Here is a 14382-nt window from a genome sequence, read left to right as displayed (position 1 = left end):
AATCGGGCCTATTCACCGCAGAGACGCAGAGGCGCGGAGCAGCAGATTTTTATGAGGAATCCAGGAAGCCATGAAAGGAGATTTTTGGATTTTCGTTCCTGGTTTCGTGGATACCTTATAAAGGTCTTCTCTGCGTCTCCGCGTCTCTGCGGTGAAATTTCGGTCACACTCCAAACCAACGTTCCGCCAGCCGGTAGCCAATCCATACGGCCACGAAGCCGACTGCGCAACTGAGCGCCATGTTCACCAGCGCCAAGCGAAACTCTCCCTCGTGGGCCAGGTTGAACGTTTCCAAACCGAAACTGGAAAATGTGGTGTAGCCGCCCAGCACGCCAATCATCAGGCCGATTTTGTATTCATCGCGGATGATTCGCGGGCCAGCGAACAAACCGGCCAGCAGCCCAATCAGCAAGCAACCGGTGATGTTGACAACAAACGTTCCCCAGGGAAACCGCGCGCCAAAGGCTTCTCGAAACCAACCTTGCACGGCATAGCGTAACACGGAGCCCAACGCTCCGCCGGCGGCAATAAAAATCCATTTGAGCATATTACTCATCCGCTGTGCATCGAGCCGCCGGCGTTGAGCGGCGCTATTTTTGAGGATGCCATCCACGAACAAAAAAAGCCCTGCCCAGCGGCAGAGCTTTTGGTTGTGCAAAAAGTCTCCCACCGCGCAGCTTGCGTTTCGGTAGGAGTCATCAGCCAATGAAGGCGGTTGCGGGGGACCCCATCCCCATGGTTTGCTTCCTCAAATCGTGGGCAGAAATGCCGGCGATGTCAAGCGGCACGATTTGCCGTGATGGACTTTATCAGCCATCGATGAGGTATTTTTTTCGCGCGATTTCGACCGTTTTCACGTTTCCGTCTTGATCGACAAGCTTGAAGCGGATGATCGCACCTTCGGGCCCCTTGATGAGCGCCATGCATTGCAGCAGCGATTTTCCCGTGGGGTTAACGCCGTCGATCGAACGTACAGTTAGTCCGCCGGTGGATAACCCGGCGACGTCGGCGGGCGAGTTTGGAATGGCACCGATGATTTTTAGTTCGTGCGACTCTTTGTCGAGGTCAAGCTTGGCTCCCACGCCGATCTTTTCTCGCAGGGCCATCATTTTTTCCGGATCAATTCCATCGAAGTGCGCATGCTGGAGAATTCGCCAACCCAACATCGAAGAATGCACTTTCGTTTGATTGGTCAGCACCACGACGCCCACGCGCTGCTTGAGATCGAGGCCGATAAAGCTGTTGTATCCCCCCGTGCCGCCCGGGTGGCCAAACAACTCCGAACCGGGCGGGTTATAAACACCTTCGTCGAACCAGGGGAGCGCCGAATGGCCCGGAACGTCGTCGCGGACTTGGGCGTCGTGGTGTTGAAGGACGTGCGTTTTTTGCATCAGCGGAGTGAGTGCGGAATCGGCCAAGCCAACTTCCGCTGCGGCATATTTCAGCAAATCGTTGGCCGTGGAACGCAGAGCCCCGGCGCCGGCAATGGCCGGCATTTCCCAATTGGGACAGGGTTTGCCAGATTCGTCGTGCCCAGTTGCCAGCCGCGCTTTTAATGCCGCAGTCAACGTGACGCATGTGCTCTCCATGCGTAGCGGTCGGCAAATTCGCTCGACGACAAGCGACTCGAAATCCCGGCCGGTCTTCCGCTCCATCGCATGCCCCAATAATCCCATGCCGAGATTGGAGTATTGGAATTTTTCGCCAGGAGTTTCGGTTAGTTGATAGCCCGACAGAAACTCGTACATTTTTGGCACGGTATAGCTGGAAAATCTTTCGGCGGAATTAGCGCCTGTGAAATTGCCGGGGTTAAACGGCAGTCCCGAATCCTGCGCCGCCAGATTCAACAGCGTAATTTCTTTGCCGCCATGGGTCGGCATTGTGACCGACTCGGGCAGATACTTCGACACCGGATCGTCCAGCTTCATTTCCCCGCGCTCCACCAGATCTTCCAACAGCAGCGCGGTGAAAGTTTTAGTGGCCGAGCCGATTTCGAATACGGTATCGCCATCGACGTCTTTGTCAGTTCCGTTATCCAATTTACCGGCGCTGTAAATTCTGCTGCCATGTTCATCCACAATTCCGACGACCAGGCCAGCATCCTTGCTTTCAAAAGCTTTGCTGAGAAATGTTTGTATGGAATCGCCGTATTCGTCTGCCGAAGCAGAAGGGCAGACCACAAGCAAAAGTATCGAGACAAGTAAAAGCCGTAAATGCATTTTCATTTGTGCTCCTCTACATTACCGCCATCTGGCTCTTCATTGTAAATCGCCACTCACAGCTTTCCAGCCAACTCGTCCGACCCGATTCCCAGCACGGCGGCGGTCAGATTGAAGTAATTTTCGGTTGCGTTCAGCCACACGAGCTCCACAATTTGCGTGTCGGTGAAGTGCTTTTTCACCGCGGCCCACGTTTCTTCGCTCACGGCGTGGTTTCGTGTCGCTTCTTCGGCAAACGCCAGCGCCGCTCGCTCCCGCTCAGTAAAGCTGGGGCTGGTGCGGTAATCTTCGAGCGCCGCGAACCGGTCTTTGCCGATCCGTTGCTGAATGGCGTGCGCCAAACCAATATCCTCACAGAATCGGCAACCGTTCATTCGCGACACCTGTACTGAAACCAGGTATTGAACGGCCGGCTCCAGCGTCAAACTTTTTTGTACCTTCAGAATCTGCCGGACAATGTGAATGAGTCCCGGCTTGCGCGCATAAACCACTTTCATCGGTGTCAGCACTTTGCCGTATTGCCGTTTGCTCAGCCAATACGCCAGCCTCACCAGCAATCCACGCGGCTTTTCGATCGGCGTCAGATGCAGCTTTTCATGTTCCATGACCATGCCTCCGAAGTGGTAAGAAATTGCGCAGCCGATGCTGTGCGTTCGCCCGCCCGTCGCGCCAATCCAGCAGACCGACAATACTCTGAATGTCTCGATCACCAGTCACATAGCCAGCTAACGTGCAGTGACGTCAAATTACTTTCATCACGATTGCTCCGCCTTGCGTTCCAGAAGCGCGTTCATCGGCCGGGTGTGATCGAGAATTTTTTTCGCCTGTTCCGCGCCGGTCACCGGCAGTTTGCTCGGATCCAACAAACCCACCTGCACCAGCAGCGACGCCTGGTCCCAATAAATGTGCTCGTGGGCGACTTTGCCGCCAGCGAACTTCACAATGGCCACGTGCGCTAGCTCCACGTATTTGCCCGTGGGCGGCACGCCCGGCAGCATGGTGTCCATGGGAATATCGTGCGTGAAGCACACGACGAACTCGTCGACGATTTGATCGGTTCCCACGGTGCGCGAAATGGGAATCATTTTGGTATCTGCCGGCCAATGCCCCACGAAATGATCGCGATAATAATTTCGCACTTCTTCCCAATTGCGGCCGCCGGTGAGCGTGGGCACATGGGTCAAGTGCGGCTGGGCCGTCATTGTGCGCATGGTGGCCTCCACATCGAGATCGACAAACTCGTAGCGCATGTGTTCGTCGAACACCGCGCCCAAGTCGGTTGGTTGGCTGGCCATGCTGCACCTGCTTTCGATATTTCACCGTTGCCCCATTACCCTGCAGCTGCGCTCGCGGGCGTAGGGGATTGAAGAAATCGGGCCTTATTATCTTGCAAGAACCCCACGGCTGCAAATCGGCGTTGTGGCGGAAACCCACAGGGCGGTACACTTGCCCCACGGTTGAGCATTTCCAGGGATCATTCCCGCGAGGTACGGACGCCATGAAATTTTCACTTGCTGCATGTTTTTCGATGCCGGTGCTGGCCCTGTGGTTGGCCGTCGCTGGCACGCCATCGGCCGTTTACGGGCAATACGCGCAGCCGGCCCCGCAGATGCAATCGGTCATTGCGGCGCCGAAAACTCCGGAAACAGCCACCATCGAAGCGGCCACGCAAGTACTGAACGAAATTATGGCGGCGCCGGCCCGAGCCATCCCCCGCGCGCTGCTGCATGATGCCCAGGCGATTGCCATCGCGCCGGGGCTGATCAAAGGTGGATTTATTATTGGCGCCCGCTACGGCCGGGGTGTGCTGGTCATGCGCAACGATCAAGGCGCCTGGCGAGCGCCCAGCTTCATTACCATTGCCGGCGGGAGCATCGGCTGGCAGGCCGGCGTGCAATCGACCGATGTCATTCTGGTTTTCAAAACTCGACAGAGTGTGCAGGGCTTGCTCAACGGCAAGTTCACGATGGGGGTCACGGCCTCGGCCGCCGCCGGACCGGTGGGTCGCGATGCTTCGGCTGCCACCGACGTGCAACTCAAAGCCGAAGTATATTCTTACTCTCGCAGTCGCGGATTGTTCGCCGGAGCGGCGCTGGATGGCTCCGTCATTTCCATGGATAATGCCGCCACCGCCGCTTACTACCGTGGCACCGGCATCTTGTGGCCCGATGCTCCGCCGGGACAAGCGCCGACGTTGCCGCTATCGGCCGCCAATCTGCTGGCCACGATTGCCGCTTACGCCAACGCGCCACCGGCTGCGGTAGCGGCCATGCCCGTTGGCGCGGTTCCTGCCGGCGCGCCTGGTCAACCGGTTCCTGGGCAACCCATGCCCGCTCAGCCAGTCACCGCCATGCCACAAATGGCCGGCATGGTTCCCGCGGCCGGTCCGCCAGCGCTGGCGATGAACACGTTGCCTTCCGACCTGGCCGATATTCGCGGCCGGTTACTGAATGCTTCGCAGCGATTGAACAGCCGCGTCGACAGCCGCTGGCAAAGTTACTTGGCCCTGCCGCCGGAGCTGAACACCGCCAACAGCTCGCCGCAGCCTGATGTGGTTGAAGCCGCCGTGAAGCGTTACAAGGCCGTGGCCACCGACGCCAAGTATAAAGTCCTCACCCAGCGTCCTGAATTTCAGGAAACCTACGGTCTGCTAAAAGCCTACCGCGATTTGCAATCGGTCAGCAGCACCCCGAGCCTCGCGCTTCCCAACCCGCCGGGATAAACATTTCGTTGCCAACCGCCCTATAATGGGTTAGAATTCCGGTATGAAACTTATTCGCATTCGATTTCCGGATCGTGAATCTAAGCGCCAAGCGTTGGGCTATTTGGCAGGACGGTTCTCATTCACGACTTATGCTTCCGGCGAGCTGCTCGTCATCGAAACCGCATTGACCGCTCTCGCGTCAGAAGGCATCCGCTTTACCGCTGAGGGACCAGCAACGTATGCAGAAGCAATCCCGGCGTTTCGAACTACTGCTGCCCACCAAGTTCAATAGTGGCCAGCCAGTGCCAGGCGAATTATTTGCCGATACGCTATTGGAATTGGAAGAGCAATTTGGCGAAAACCGCCAATTCTTCGTCAATTTCAAAGAGCGGCTGAAAGAACGCTTCCAACAACTTGACATCTGGATAACGACGTACTTGGTGGAAGTGATTTGATCAATTAGCTTAGCTACCCCTTCACCATCGCCTCGCACACCAAGTCGCCGACCTGCGTGGTGCTGTAGCCCATTTTGCCGGCGGCCTGGCTTTTCATTTTCGTGCCCGTCACTTGCTTGATGGCCTTCATCACCCGGGCCGCGGCTTTCGGTTGGCCTGAATGTTCCAAAAGCATGCTCATCGCGCCCACGGCGGCGATGGGGTTGATGACGTTCTGCCCGGTGTACTTGGGCGCGCTGCCTCCCATCGGCTCGTACATGCTCACGCCGCCCGGATCGGGATTGATATTCCCGCCGGCCGCCACGCCCAGGCCGCCCTGAATCATCGCCCCCAAATCCGTGATGATGTCGCCGAACATGTTCGTGGTGACAATTACGTCGTAATATTCCGGCGATTTCACCATCCACATGCAGCAGGCATCCACGTGGTTGTAATCGGCCTTCACGTCGGGGTAATCTTTCGCCACGGCCTGAAAGGCCCGCCACCATAAATCGTGCCCGAAGGTCAGCACGTTGGTTTTGGCTACCAGCGTCAGCATTTTTCCCTTGGGATTATTCCGCTTGCGGGTGTACTCAAACGCCCAGCGAATGCAGCGCTCGCAACCCTTGCGGGTATACACGGCGGCTTGCGTGGCCACTTCGTCGGGCGTGTTTTTTTTGAGAAATCCCCCCACGCCGCAATACAAATCTTCCGTGTTCTCGCGGACGACGACAAAATCGATGTCCTTCGGTCCCTTGCCCGCCAGCGGAGTTTCCACGCCGGGGAACAATTGCACCGGCCGCAAGTTAATATACTGATCCAGCTCGAATCGCAGCGCCAACAGCAGCCCTTTTTCGATAATGCCCGGCGCCACGTCGGGATGGCCCACGGCGCCCAAAAACACGGCGTTGAATTTTCGCAGCTCGTCGGCGCCGCCGGCCGGCAGCGTTTCCTTGGTTTTCAAATATCGCTCGCAGCCCCAATCGAAAGGCGTGGTTTCGTACTTAAAATTTTCCAGCGGGGCCACGGCGTTCAGCACTTTGAGGGCTTCGGCGGTCACTTCCGGCCCGGTGCCGTCGCCGGGAATTACGGCCAATTTCAGAGTGGACATGAAAGCAGGGCTCAGGGTTGAGGGTCGAGAATCAAGAGACGATTCGACACGTTGGCATCTATCCGCTTGCGGTTTAGCCGCGATGCGCAAGCGGAGCGTGAAAAAATCACCGCCGCGCAAGTCGCAATTTTAGCGGCACGCCCCGGCGCTCACAAGCAGCGGCGCCTCGCGCATGCCAATTGCCTAGAGATGCCCAACAGCCACAGCCGTGGACCAATTCATTCGCAGCGCTTCAACCGAGCCAGCCGGCGGCCGCCTACCGCCAACTGCTTAGCGCCAGCAGTTTCAAAAAAATCACTTCTGGCTGAATCCCAGTTAGTACTGGCTGGAATCCCAGTTAGTTCTGACTGAAATCAAAGTGCTTGATCGCTTCGCGACCCAGCGGCTGCTTCAAAAACTTCTTGCGGCATTCCGGGCACAAATCGAAGCGCATCTGCTGATACACTTCTTCCTCGGCCACGCCTTCGGTGCCGGTTTCCTCCATGCGTTGCAGCATTTCCTGAACTTCCTGCAAGCCATCGCGGTCATCGTCGGTTTCGTCCAGTGCCGGATCCAACGCAGCGTACACTTCCATTTTGACCACGTAGCGCACATCCTGCTCCGTGTCGATCAAACGCTTGCACAGATCACACATATGCTGAATCATCGCACGCACCCCACGATTGAAAAAAGGTAGCCGTCATTTCCATTTCGACGTGTATTCTTATTAACTTCAATCCTACTGCCGCTTCGTTGCGCGCCGCAAGGGAAACTCCCAAATTTTTTTGCACGCGAAAAGATGATTCCAAAATAATTTGAAAACCTATTGACACAACCTGCCCCGCATGTCTGCACCCGGCGTGTTGTAAGTGCAATGGAAGTGCGTCACGGATGTGAACAAATGCACCGCAGCGCGAACCCGCCTCCGGCGCCGCCGGTCATGAAACCATGCAGCCGGCGCGATCCAGCAATCCGCTATCATCCCTGCAATCTGCTGGTGACGAACCAATTAGAATTCGATTTTTACCAAGCAATTTGCCAATGCTTGCTGTGGCCATGGCTGGCTTCGCCCGTAGCGCGACCACCGGTCGCGGCTTTATAACCATCCACTTTCCCCACTGCCTGCTGCCTACTGCCCGCCGCCTACCGCCTACCGCTTTCTCCATACTCGCTTCGGGCACCCCAAACAAGACTGGTTTGTTACACCCTCGCCAGTTACAATAAATAGCGACGCAAATTCAATGGCGGGTTGGCTGTAAATTAGACCGTGTACGGCTTGCCGCAAAAAGCGTTTTGGGCCCGTACTGACCGGTCAAAGCCGACCTTGCTTGGAAGATTTTGTTGATTGATCAAGCGGCGGAGGCTTTTGCATGACGGCATTTGCTCAAGGCGGGCTTAGTTCCAGCGTGTTGGTGCTCAACCGGTTTTACATGGCGGTGCACGTCATCAACGTCCGCCGGGCCTTGGGACTGTTGTTCCGCGAGCTGGCCGAAGTCATTCATTTCGAAGAAGGCCAATACGCCAACTACAACTTCGAAACCTGGTTGGAAATCAGCACCATGCGGGCCGCCTGCAAGCAGCAGCACGAAGATTGGATTCGCGCTGTCAATTTCGAGCTGCAAGCCCCGCGCGTCATCCGGCTGCTCTCTTACGATAAAGTGCCGCGGCAAACGCTGCGCTTCAACCGCCGCAATCTGTTTGCCCGCGACGGCAACCATTGCCAATATTGCGGCAAAGTGTTCCCAACCAGCGAATTGAGCTTAGATCACATCATGCCCCGCAGCCGCGGCGGCGAAACCAGTTGGGAAAACGTGGTGTGCGCCTGCGTCAACTGCAACGTGCGCAAAGGGGGCCGCACGCCGCACGAAGCGCACATGAAATTGGTCCGCCCGCCAATTAAGCCGAAGCGCAGCCCGCTATTGTCCGTGAAGCTCGATAACCCCAAGTACGAAAGCTGGAAAACCTTCGTCGACAGCGCCTACTGGACCGTCGATTTGAAATAGCTTAGCCCCCGCAACCTGTCATCCCGCTTAGCCCCCGCGGCCACGCGGGGAATTAATCGCATGCGGCCACGCGGGGTTATTTCCTTACCCGCAACCACGCGGCGTATCGTGAAACGCCGTCACGAAATCCCAATGCTGCGCGGGCCTGCCCGCTTGGATGGGATTCTGCACTACGTATCCAATCCTGTGCCGTATTTCCTGCTTGTCGTGTAAATAAACGTGCCAGGCTTTCTCGGCCCATGGTGTGGGCAACCGCCTCTCCCGCTTAGCCCCCGCGTCCACGCGGGATATTTCTTCGTCCGCTTCACCCGCGTCCACGCAAGCGGTTCTGCTTTCACCTTTCGCGCGGGTATCATCGACCTTGCCAAACGGATGCAGCCCCGCTTTCCGCAGCGCCCTGGATCCCGCGCGCTTCAGCATGCCCACAAATTCCTCCGCATCGCATTCGGGTCGAGGATAAACCAAGTGCACATGGTCCGGCATGATCGCCAATGCAAACACGACGAGTTTTATTTGCCGGATCAATTCACCAAAACCGCCAGCCAGACATTCAATTTGGTCGTCGCGGAATGTGACATTCTTCCGCAGCAGATGTTGTTTCGCCGCAAGCCGCAGGGCTGAATCGTGTTTTCGATTTGCAACCGAGTGTCGCGTGCCAGGATGAATCGGTTCCCCAAAGGGTTTCAAGTGCTCGGCTTTCACAACCTCTGACCATGACCCGCGGGGATCATTCGGAAGCCAAAATCCATACGCGCCGAAAATCGAATGGTAACCAATTACCGGTCGCGACATTGCGAATGCTCCACCGGTCGTGGCCGACCGGGCTAACCATGAATTTCCAACCGCCTCATTTTTTTGCCCCTCGCCACTCCATCCTCCCGCTTGGCCCTCGCGGCCCATATCATACCGCTTTGCCCCGAACCCGCTTAGCCCCCGCCACTCATTCGCTTAGCCCCCGCGGCCACGCGGGGTCCTGCCGTTTTAATCTGTTTTAATTTCCCCGGTCCCACAACACTTGCATCTGGCTTCGCCGCGCGCGATAACAGCCGGCGTTCGCCTTCGCGTCCTGTCTCAAATTCTCATCTCATTTACTGACCAGCGAGGACCGCGTATGAGCCCCAATGCCGCCACGCACAAAATGGTTTCTGATTCGCCCAACTTTTGGGAGCTGCCGGCCGAATCCGAAATACAGGGCATCACCATTCCGGAACAGCCCACCGCCGCCGGGCCCACCACGGTCCGCATTACGCATTCCAATTCTTACGGCCCGTTCGACGAAGCGGAAATTTTCGTGCGGATAGGCGACCCCAACAACCCGACCGATCAGGACGATGTGCAATCGCACGCCGATTGGGTGCCCGCCAAGCTGGTTGAGGAGTTGGTCTTTGTGGACGACGATTACATTCCTCGCGACCAGGCCGAGGAGCCGTTCGAAGACGAAACGCAGTGGTGCGCCACCTACGAAGCGGAATTGAAAATTCCCGCCGGCCCGCGGTCGATCGAAATCAAGCTCGTCAGCCACAATCCCGAATTGCTGCCCAGCCTGGTTCTTTCCGGCTGGGATTTCACAGTGGCGTAATCCGGCTTAGTTCGCGCAGCAGCCATTCACCCCTTCGCCGCCGCGCCCTGCCGATCCCGCTTAGCCTCTGCGGCCACGCAGGGGTGCCGCTGTTTTAATCTCCACGGCCCCGCGGCTCACCCACCGGGCCCCGCGGCATGCAACCTGCCTCCGAAAAACCTTCGTCGACAACGCCTACTGGACGGTGGATTTGAAGTAAGCATTCCCACCTGTGGGTGAAGTAAAACATTCTCCCCGCCCTCATACGGATGCCCTGGCACGCCGCGGAAACGCTCGGCGAAGGTGGCAGCATAACAATGCGTGCAGCCGGGGCTGATTTTTACGCAGCCGCGCACGGGGTTCCACGATGGCGTCGGTCCATTCGATTTTCGAATTATCGCTCACGGTCGATGTCTCCTATACACTTGTATATAAACGATGAACTCGAAACGCAACCATTCTGGCGTAGTTTGGCGAAATGTCCCATAGCAGTTGTAGCAATTGTCGCTGCTGTCCTAGCCGCTTGCTGACGCGCGCAGCTCTTAAATACGGTTTGAAGTCCCATATTAAGCCTTCACTGCCTCTGTGTTCCCCTGCGTCCTCTGGGGTAAAAAAATTCGCAGCCGGAAAATTTTTTGGCTAACTTTTGGGCCACTGTTCTGCTATAGTGTACGTCTGTACCGTAACACTGGTAAACCTGATGTATCACTGGTATTACTCGTCGGCAGCCGCCCATGGGCCAGTGCGACGGGTTCCCATGGGCAAGCGCGACAGACGGTCGCGGCTTTTAAAATTTGTGCCATGCGGCGGGATGATGCGACCGTTTTCCGCTGCGGCCCCCCGGCAGAGCCGGGGCTAATTTTTACCGACCACCGATCACTGACCTGACGAGCAACAATTCACCAACAATACATCTTTTGCGACGCAAACTGGCCTGATTATGTCACGCACAACACTTGGCAAATCCGCGAATTTTCCCTGCCGGCAGCAGCGAGCCTGCGACAAAACATTCCAGTTCTGTCCGGAAAATAATAATCGGGGACAAAAGCCGGCGGCAACTTTCGTCCGTGCGAATGGCCGCAATTGCCAAGGGCGTCTCAATTCGAGACTGCCGTTTCGGCATGAGCCGAGAAAAAGCGGGTTTCCAGCGATTTGCCCGCCGGTTGTTCGCGGTCGCCCGAAATGGGCTATGTTCCAATATGGTGACGAAAGCGCCTGTTCGCTAAGGGTTTGTGGCGAGAGGGTTTTGCAGCCTGCCGCCGATATCTGCGGTGAATGGTTGCAAATGGTTGGCAGGCACGGCACTTGCGAATGTAGGGTGCGAACCCGTTCGACCCCTGCGACGCGCAGTCATTTTCCTTCATTCTTCTCATCGTGTGCGCTCGCCGGCAATGAGTCGGACAGAAGGAAAAATGCCATGTATAATGCTCGTGCTTTGCCAGGGGGAATTTGGGCGAAACTTTGCCCCGGCAATGGGCCCCCACCGCGAACCGCTTCCCAGCCGGGGCGTATAAAGATGAGTAGTGCCATCGACATACAATCGCAAACCGACACTCCCGAAGCTTTGGCTCGGAAAACCGACGAAGAGCTGTTAATGGAGCATCGGTTGCGTGGGGGTCGTCGGGCTTTTGAGTTGCTGGTGCAACGCTACGAACGCGAACTTTACAGCTATTTGCGTCGCTATCTGAGCGATGCCACGATGGCAGAAGACGTGTTCCAAGCGACGTTCCTGCAGTTGTATTTGAAGGCCGACCAGTTTGAAGAGGGACGCAAAGTGCGTCCGTGGCTGTACACCATCGCCACCAACCAGGCGATTGATGCCCAGCGTCGCAACCGGCGGCACAAAATGGTCAGCTTGGATCGCCGCGGTCATCACCACGATACGCAAGACGATGTCGGTTCGCTGCTCGATTTGCTCACCAGCAAAGAGCCGCTGGCAGTCGATAACTTAGAAACAGATGAGCGCCGCCAATGGGTGCAACAAGCCATTGCCGAGTTGCCCGAAGCGTTGCGCGAAGCCGTGTTATTGGTGTATTACCAAGGAATGAAGTATCGCGAGGCCGCCGAGGTGCTGGATATTCCCGTCGGCACCGTGAAAAGCCGGATGCATGCGGCCATTTTGAAATTGAACGAAGCGTGGACGAACAAACATCCGAGCGATGATGAGTAAGCGATCATGAGCAATTCCATCCGCGAGCATTTGCTGGGCTACCTAGTGGGCGCCATTGAGCCCGAGGAGCGAGCGCTGGTGGAACAGCACCTAGCGCAGGATGAAGTTGCCCGGCGGGAATTGGAATTGCTGCGAGGAAGCTTGGCCCCGCTAGCGGAAGGCCGTTTGGATCACGAGCCACCTGTGGGCTTGGCCGCGCGCTGCTGTGATTTTGTGTATTCGCGCACGGAAATCATGCCGGCGGCGTTATCGCCGCCGGCTGGCGGCACGTCGCCCAGGATTTCGCGGCGGTGGACATGGCTGGAACTAGGCGTGGCCGGCGCGATTGCCGCTTCGGTGGCGATTTTCTTCGTGCCGCAGATTTATCAAAGCCAAGCGCACTCGCAAGTTCTGGCCTGCGAAAAGAATTTGAAAGACATAGGCTATGCCGCCGCCGATTTTAGCAATCGCAACGGCGGTTATTATCCGGCCGTGCGACCCGGCGACCAGGTGAACGCCGTGGGCATGTGGGCGCCGAAGTTGGAGGGTTATTTGCCGCAATCGGCCCGGACGCTGATTTGCCCTTCTTCTTCCGATGCGGATAGCTCCAAATTCCGCGTGCCGACGGTCGAACAAGTGGAAGCAATGGATGCCGCGCTTTTGTCTCAAATGCTGCCCCAATTGAGCGGCAGTTACGGCGGCCCGGTGGGTTATATGCAAGACGGCAAATATAAGCTGCAGCGCAAGCAGGAGCGGCCGAATGTTGGCGTATTTGGCGACCGGCCTGGAATGAACGGAACGAACAGCCCCAATCACGGCGGCAGCGGGCAAAATGTGTTGTTCGACGATTTACACACGGGCTATTTAACCACGCCCACTCTGCCAAGCGGTGACAACATCTACACCAACGCCGATCAAGAAGTGGGGCCGGGTCGAGGCCCTGACGACACGGTAATTGGCCCGGCGCCGCTGCCGATTCCGTCCAAGTAACAATCCAATGTTGCTTGGCGACAACGCCGCGGCCCCATGAATGGTGGACTGCGGCAACAACTTTACGCCGAGGTCTTCGCGGAATCTTGGCCACGCCGAGTGATAAACTCTTGCAGAAGCGGTGTTTCGGCGCGATCGCATTCCCCCTTAGATGCGTTCCGGGCCATTTGGCACTACACGTGCATTAGGGACCCATCACCTCCTTATGGATCCCCCCCGATCCACTTCTCTTGCGGCGGTGGTTAAGAGCTCTTGTCCCCTCGGGCTCTTTTCCATCGCCCGCAGAGAAGGAAAGCTCTTGCCGTTCCAACTTCAATCTCCAAAATGCTTTCCATTGCATGCACGCCCGCGAGCTGATCGACCTAGCCGTGTTTGTTGCCTCACAAGGGCCCGTACTAATTGGTAGCGTACGGCAAGTTCCCACTGCTGCGCTAGCTCAATACTGGACCGTCTCCAAATGCCGGTTAGACCGCTGGAACCGAACACTGCGTGAAGTGCAACCGCCGTCGGCGAGCTGTACGGAAGAAACTGTCGGTGTCCGTAATTTGCAAGCGGTGTGTGCAGAAATTCTCGTCAGCGAAATGCTTACGCGCGTGTGGTCGAGCATCTTGACAGCGATGGATTATGTTGCGGGCAGCAGCGAAGCGCAACCGGTGGCGGCCAGCGTGATGGCAGGACATTTGGAAGCTTCGAACCGCGTGCTCAACCTGATCTCATATAATCCGCAAAACGCGGAAAATGGAGGCGGCCTAAACCATTTGCGCCGTCTGACCGAACGATGGACCGATTTGCTGTTGGGTAGTTTGGGTTCGCTAATCCATGCGGCATCATTTGCCCACGATGCTGCTCGAACAGAGGAATTTTCCCGAGATTTTGATCGTTCCCATCAACCACAAGTGCGGGCACGAGCTTGGCATTTGATTGCGACTTCGCTTCGCGCCACGTTCGATGCACATTTGCGCGGCGTTACGCCAAATACCGATTTGAACAACAGCATCGCCGGCGCCATTTTGATATGTTTTCCGGGATACTTGTTCGATTCGACAGGAGTATATCACTCGCTTTGGAATCTACGACTATCTGCCGTGGCGACCGATACTCAGGCGATGGTCGATCAACTGCTGGCCGCCGATTCCCCACCCAAGGCATCCGCGGCACAGTTTTCTCGAAAAATCGCACTGCCCAAACGAACATGGCACATGCCCAGTGATGATCGCTAATTGACCGGGTGTAAT

At 56.8% G+C, this 14382-nt stretch carries 14 protein-coding genes and 1 riboswitch; of the genes, 7 read left to right on the top strand and 7 right to left on the bottom strand.

Going from position 1 to position 14382, the window contains the following annotated elements; all coding sequences use genetic code 11:
• Positions 1–163: 163 nt before the first annotated feature.
• From crcB to VFE46_09325, 4 genes are all read right to left on the bottom strand, one after another.
• The gene (gene crcB, locus VFE46_09340) at positions 164–547 is read right to left on the bottom strand and encodes a fluoride efflux transporter CrcB (protein HZZ28195.1); all 384 of its coding nucleotides are present in this window, start codon (positions 545–547) and stop codon (positions 164–166) included.
• A gap of 135 nt (positions 548–682) precedes the next feature.
• Positions 683–744, bottom strand: a riboswitch (Fluoride riboswitch).
• A gap of 65 nt (positions 745–809) precedes the next feature.
• Positions 810–2225 carry a serine hydrolase gene (locus tag VFE46_09335; protein ID HZZ28194.1) on the bottom strand — a complete coding sequence of 472 codons (1416 nt, stop codon included), beginning with the start codon at positions 2223–2225 and terminating at the stop codon, positions 810–812.
• A 50-nt stretch (positions 2226–2275) separates the two neighbouring features.
• Complete coding sequence (locus VFE46_09330; protein ID HZZ28193.1) at positions 2276–2824, bottom strand: carboxymuconolactone decarboxylase family protein; 549 nt, start codon at positions 2822–2824, stop codon at positions 2276–2278.
• Between the two features lie 150 nt (positions 2825–2974).
• Positions 2975–3514 (bottom strand): hypothetical protein, encoded by a 540-nt coding sequence (locus tag VFE46_09325; GenBank protein HZZ28192.1) that lies wholly within the window; start codon positions 3512–3514, stop codon positions 2975–2977.
• Positions 3515–3717: 203 nt separating this feature from the next.
• Between VFE46_09325 and VFE46_09320 the strand changes: the two genes are divergently transcribed.
• Positions 3718–4941, top strand: coding sequence for a YSC84-related protein (locus VFE46_09320; GenBank protein ID HZZ28191.1), 1224 nt, complete (start codon positions 3718–3720; stop codon positions 4939–4941).
• Positions 4942–5162: 221 nt separating this feature from the next.
• Positions 5163–5378: a hypothetical protein gene (locus VFE46_09315; GenBank protein HZZ28190.1), complete on the top strand. Its 216-nt coding sequence runs from the start codon at positions 5163–5165 to the stop codon at positions 5376–5378.
• Between the two features lie 13 nt (positions 5379–5391).
• On the opposite strand, the gene VFE46_09310 is transcribed toward VFE46_09315, so the two are convergent.
• Positions 5392–6468, bottom strand: coding sequence for a 3-isopropylmalate dehydrogenase (locus VFE46_09310; GenBank protein ID HZZ28189.1), 1077 nt, complete (start codon positions 6466–6468; stop codon positions 5392–5394).
• Positions 6469–6805: 337 nt separating this feature from the next.
• Entirely contained in the window at positions 6806–7114 is a 309-nt protein-coding gene (locus tag VFE46_09305) for a hypothetical protein (protein ID HZZ28188.1), read from the bottom strand.
• A gap of 703 nt (positions 7115–7817) precedes the next feature.
• Between VFE46_09305 and VFE46_09300 the strand changes: the two genes are divergently transcribed.
• Positions 7818–8450, top strand: coding sequence for an HNH endonuclease (locus tag VFE46_09300; GenBank protein ID HZZ28187.1), 633 nt, complete (start codon positions 7818–7820; stop codon positions 8448–8450).
• Between the two features lie 84 nt (positions 8451–8534).
• On the opposite strand, the gene VFE46_09295 is transcribed toward VFE46_09300, so the two are convergent.
• The gene (locus VFE46_09295; GenBank protein HZZ28186.1) at positions 8535–9152 is read right to left on the bottom strand and encodes a transposase; all 618 of its coding nucleotides are present in this window, start codon (positions 9150–9152) and stop codon (positions 8535–8537) included.
• Positions 9153–9561: 409 nt separating this feature from the next.
• On the opposite strand from VFE46_09295, the gene VFE46_09290 reads away from it, so the two are divergent.
• The 4 genes from VFE46_09290 (at position 9562) to VFE46_09275 (ending at position 14367) form a co-directional block, all read left to right on the top strand.
• On the top strand, positions 9562–10029 hold the full coding sequence (locus VFE46_09290; GenBank protein ID HZZ28185.1) for a hypothetical protein: 468 nt from the start codon (positions 9562–9564) through the stop codon (positions 10027–10029).
• 1495 nt (positions 10030–11524) lie between these two features.
• Positions 11525–12178, top strand: a complete 654-nt coding sequence (locus VFE46_09285; protein ID HZZ28184.1) for a sigma-70 family RNA polymerase sigma factor — start codon at positions 11525–11527, stop codon at positions 12176–12178.
• Positions 12179–12184: 6 nt separating this feature from the next.
• On the top strand, positions 12185–13147 hold the full coding sequence (locus VFE46_09280) for a hypothetical protein (protein ID HZZ28183.1): 963 nt from the start codon (positions 12185–12187) through the stop codon (positions 13145–13147).
• 338 nt (positions 13148–13485) lie between these two features.
• The gene (locus VFE46_09275; protein HZZ28182.1) at positions 13486–14367 is read left to right on the top strand and encodes a hypothetical protein; all 882 of its coding nucleotides are present in this window, start codon (positions 13486–13488) and stop codon (positions 14365–14367) included.
• The last annotated feature ends 15 nt before the right edge of the window (positions 14368–14382 follow it).

Source organism: Pirellulales bacterium (assembly GCA_035656635.1).
GTDB lineage: Bacteria > Planctomycetota > Planctomycetia > Pirellulales > JADZDJ01 > DATJYL01.
Note: the sequence above shows the minus strand (reverse complement) of the source record. Positions and strands in the feature narration are given on the sequence as shown.

Coding starts and splice junctions, on each gene's coding strand:
- crcB (HZZ28195.1), bottom strand. CDS start 547: ATGCTCAAATGGATTTTTATTGCCGCCGGCGGAGCGTTGGGCTCCGTG.
- VFE46_09335 (HZZ28194.1), bottom strand. CDS start 2,225: ATGAAAATGCATTTACGGCTTTTACTTGTCTCGATACTTTTGCTTGTG.
- VFE46_09330 (HZZ28193.1), bottom strand. CDS start 2,824: ATGGAACATGAAAAGCTGCATCTGACGCCGATCGAAAAGCCGCGTGGA.
- VFE46_09325 (HZZ28192.1), bottom strand. CDS start 3,514: ATGGCCAGCCAACCAACCGACTTGGGCGCGGTGTTCGACGAACACATG.
- VFE46_09320 (HZZ28191.1), top strand. CDS start 3,718: ATGAAATTTTCACTTGCTGCATGTTTTTCGATGCCGGTGCTGGCCCTG.
- VFE46_09315 (HZZ28190.1), top strand. CDS start 5,163: ATGCAGAAGCAATCCCGGCGTTTCGAACTACTGCTGCCCACCAAGTTC.
- VFE46_09310 (HZZ28189.1), bottom strand. CDS start 6,468: ATGTCCACTCTGAAATTGGCCGTAATTCCCGGCGACGGCACCGGGCCG.
- VFE46_09305 (HZZ28188.1), bottom strand. CDS start 7,114: ATGATTCAGCATATGTGTGATCTGTGCAAGCGTTTGATCGACACGGAG.
- VFE46_09300 (HZZ28187.1), top strand. CDS start 7,818: ATGACGGCATTTGCTCAAGGCGGGCTTAGTTCCAGCGTGTTGGTGCTC.
- VFE46_09290 (HZZ28185.1), top strand. CDS start 9,562: ATGAGCCCCAATGCCGCCACGCACAAAATGGTTTCTGATTCGCCCAAC.
- VFE46_09285 (HZZ28184.1), top strand. CDS start 11,525: ATGAGTAGTGCCATCGACATACAATCGCAAACCGACACTCCCGAAGCT.
- VFE46_09280 (HZZ28183.1), top strand. CDS start 12,185: ATGAGCAATTCCATCCGCGAGCATTTGCTGGGCTACCTAGTGGGCGCC.
- VFE46_09275 (HZZ28182.1), top strand. CDS start 13,486: ATGCACGCCCGCGAGCTGATCGACCTAGCCGTGTTTGTTGCCTCACAA.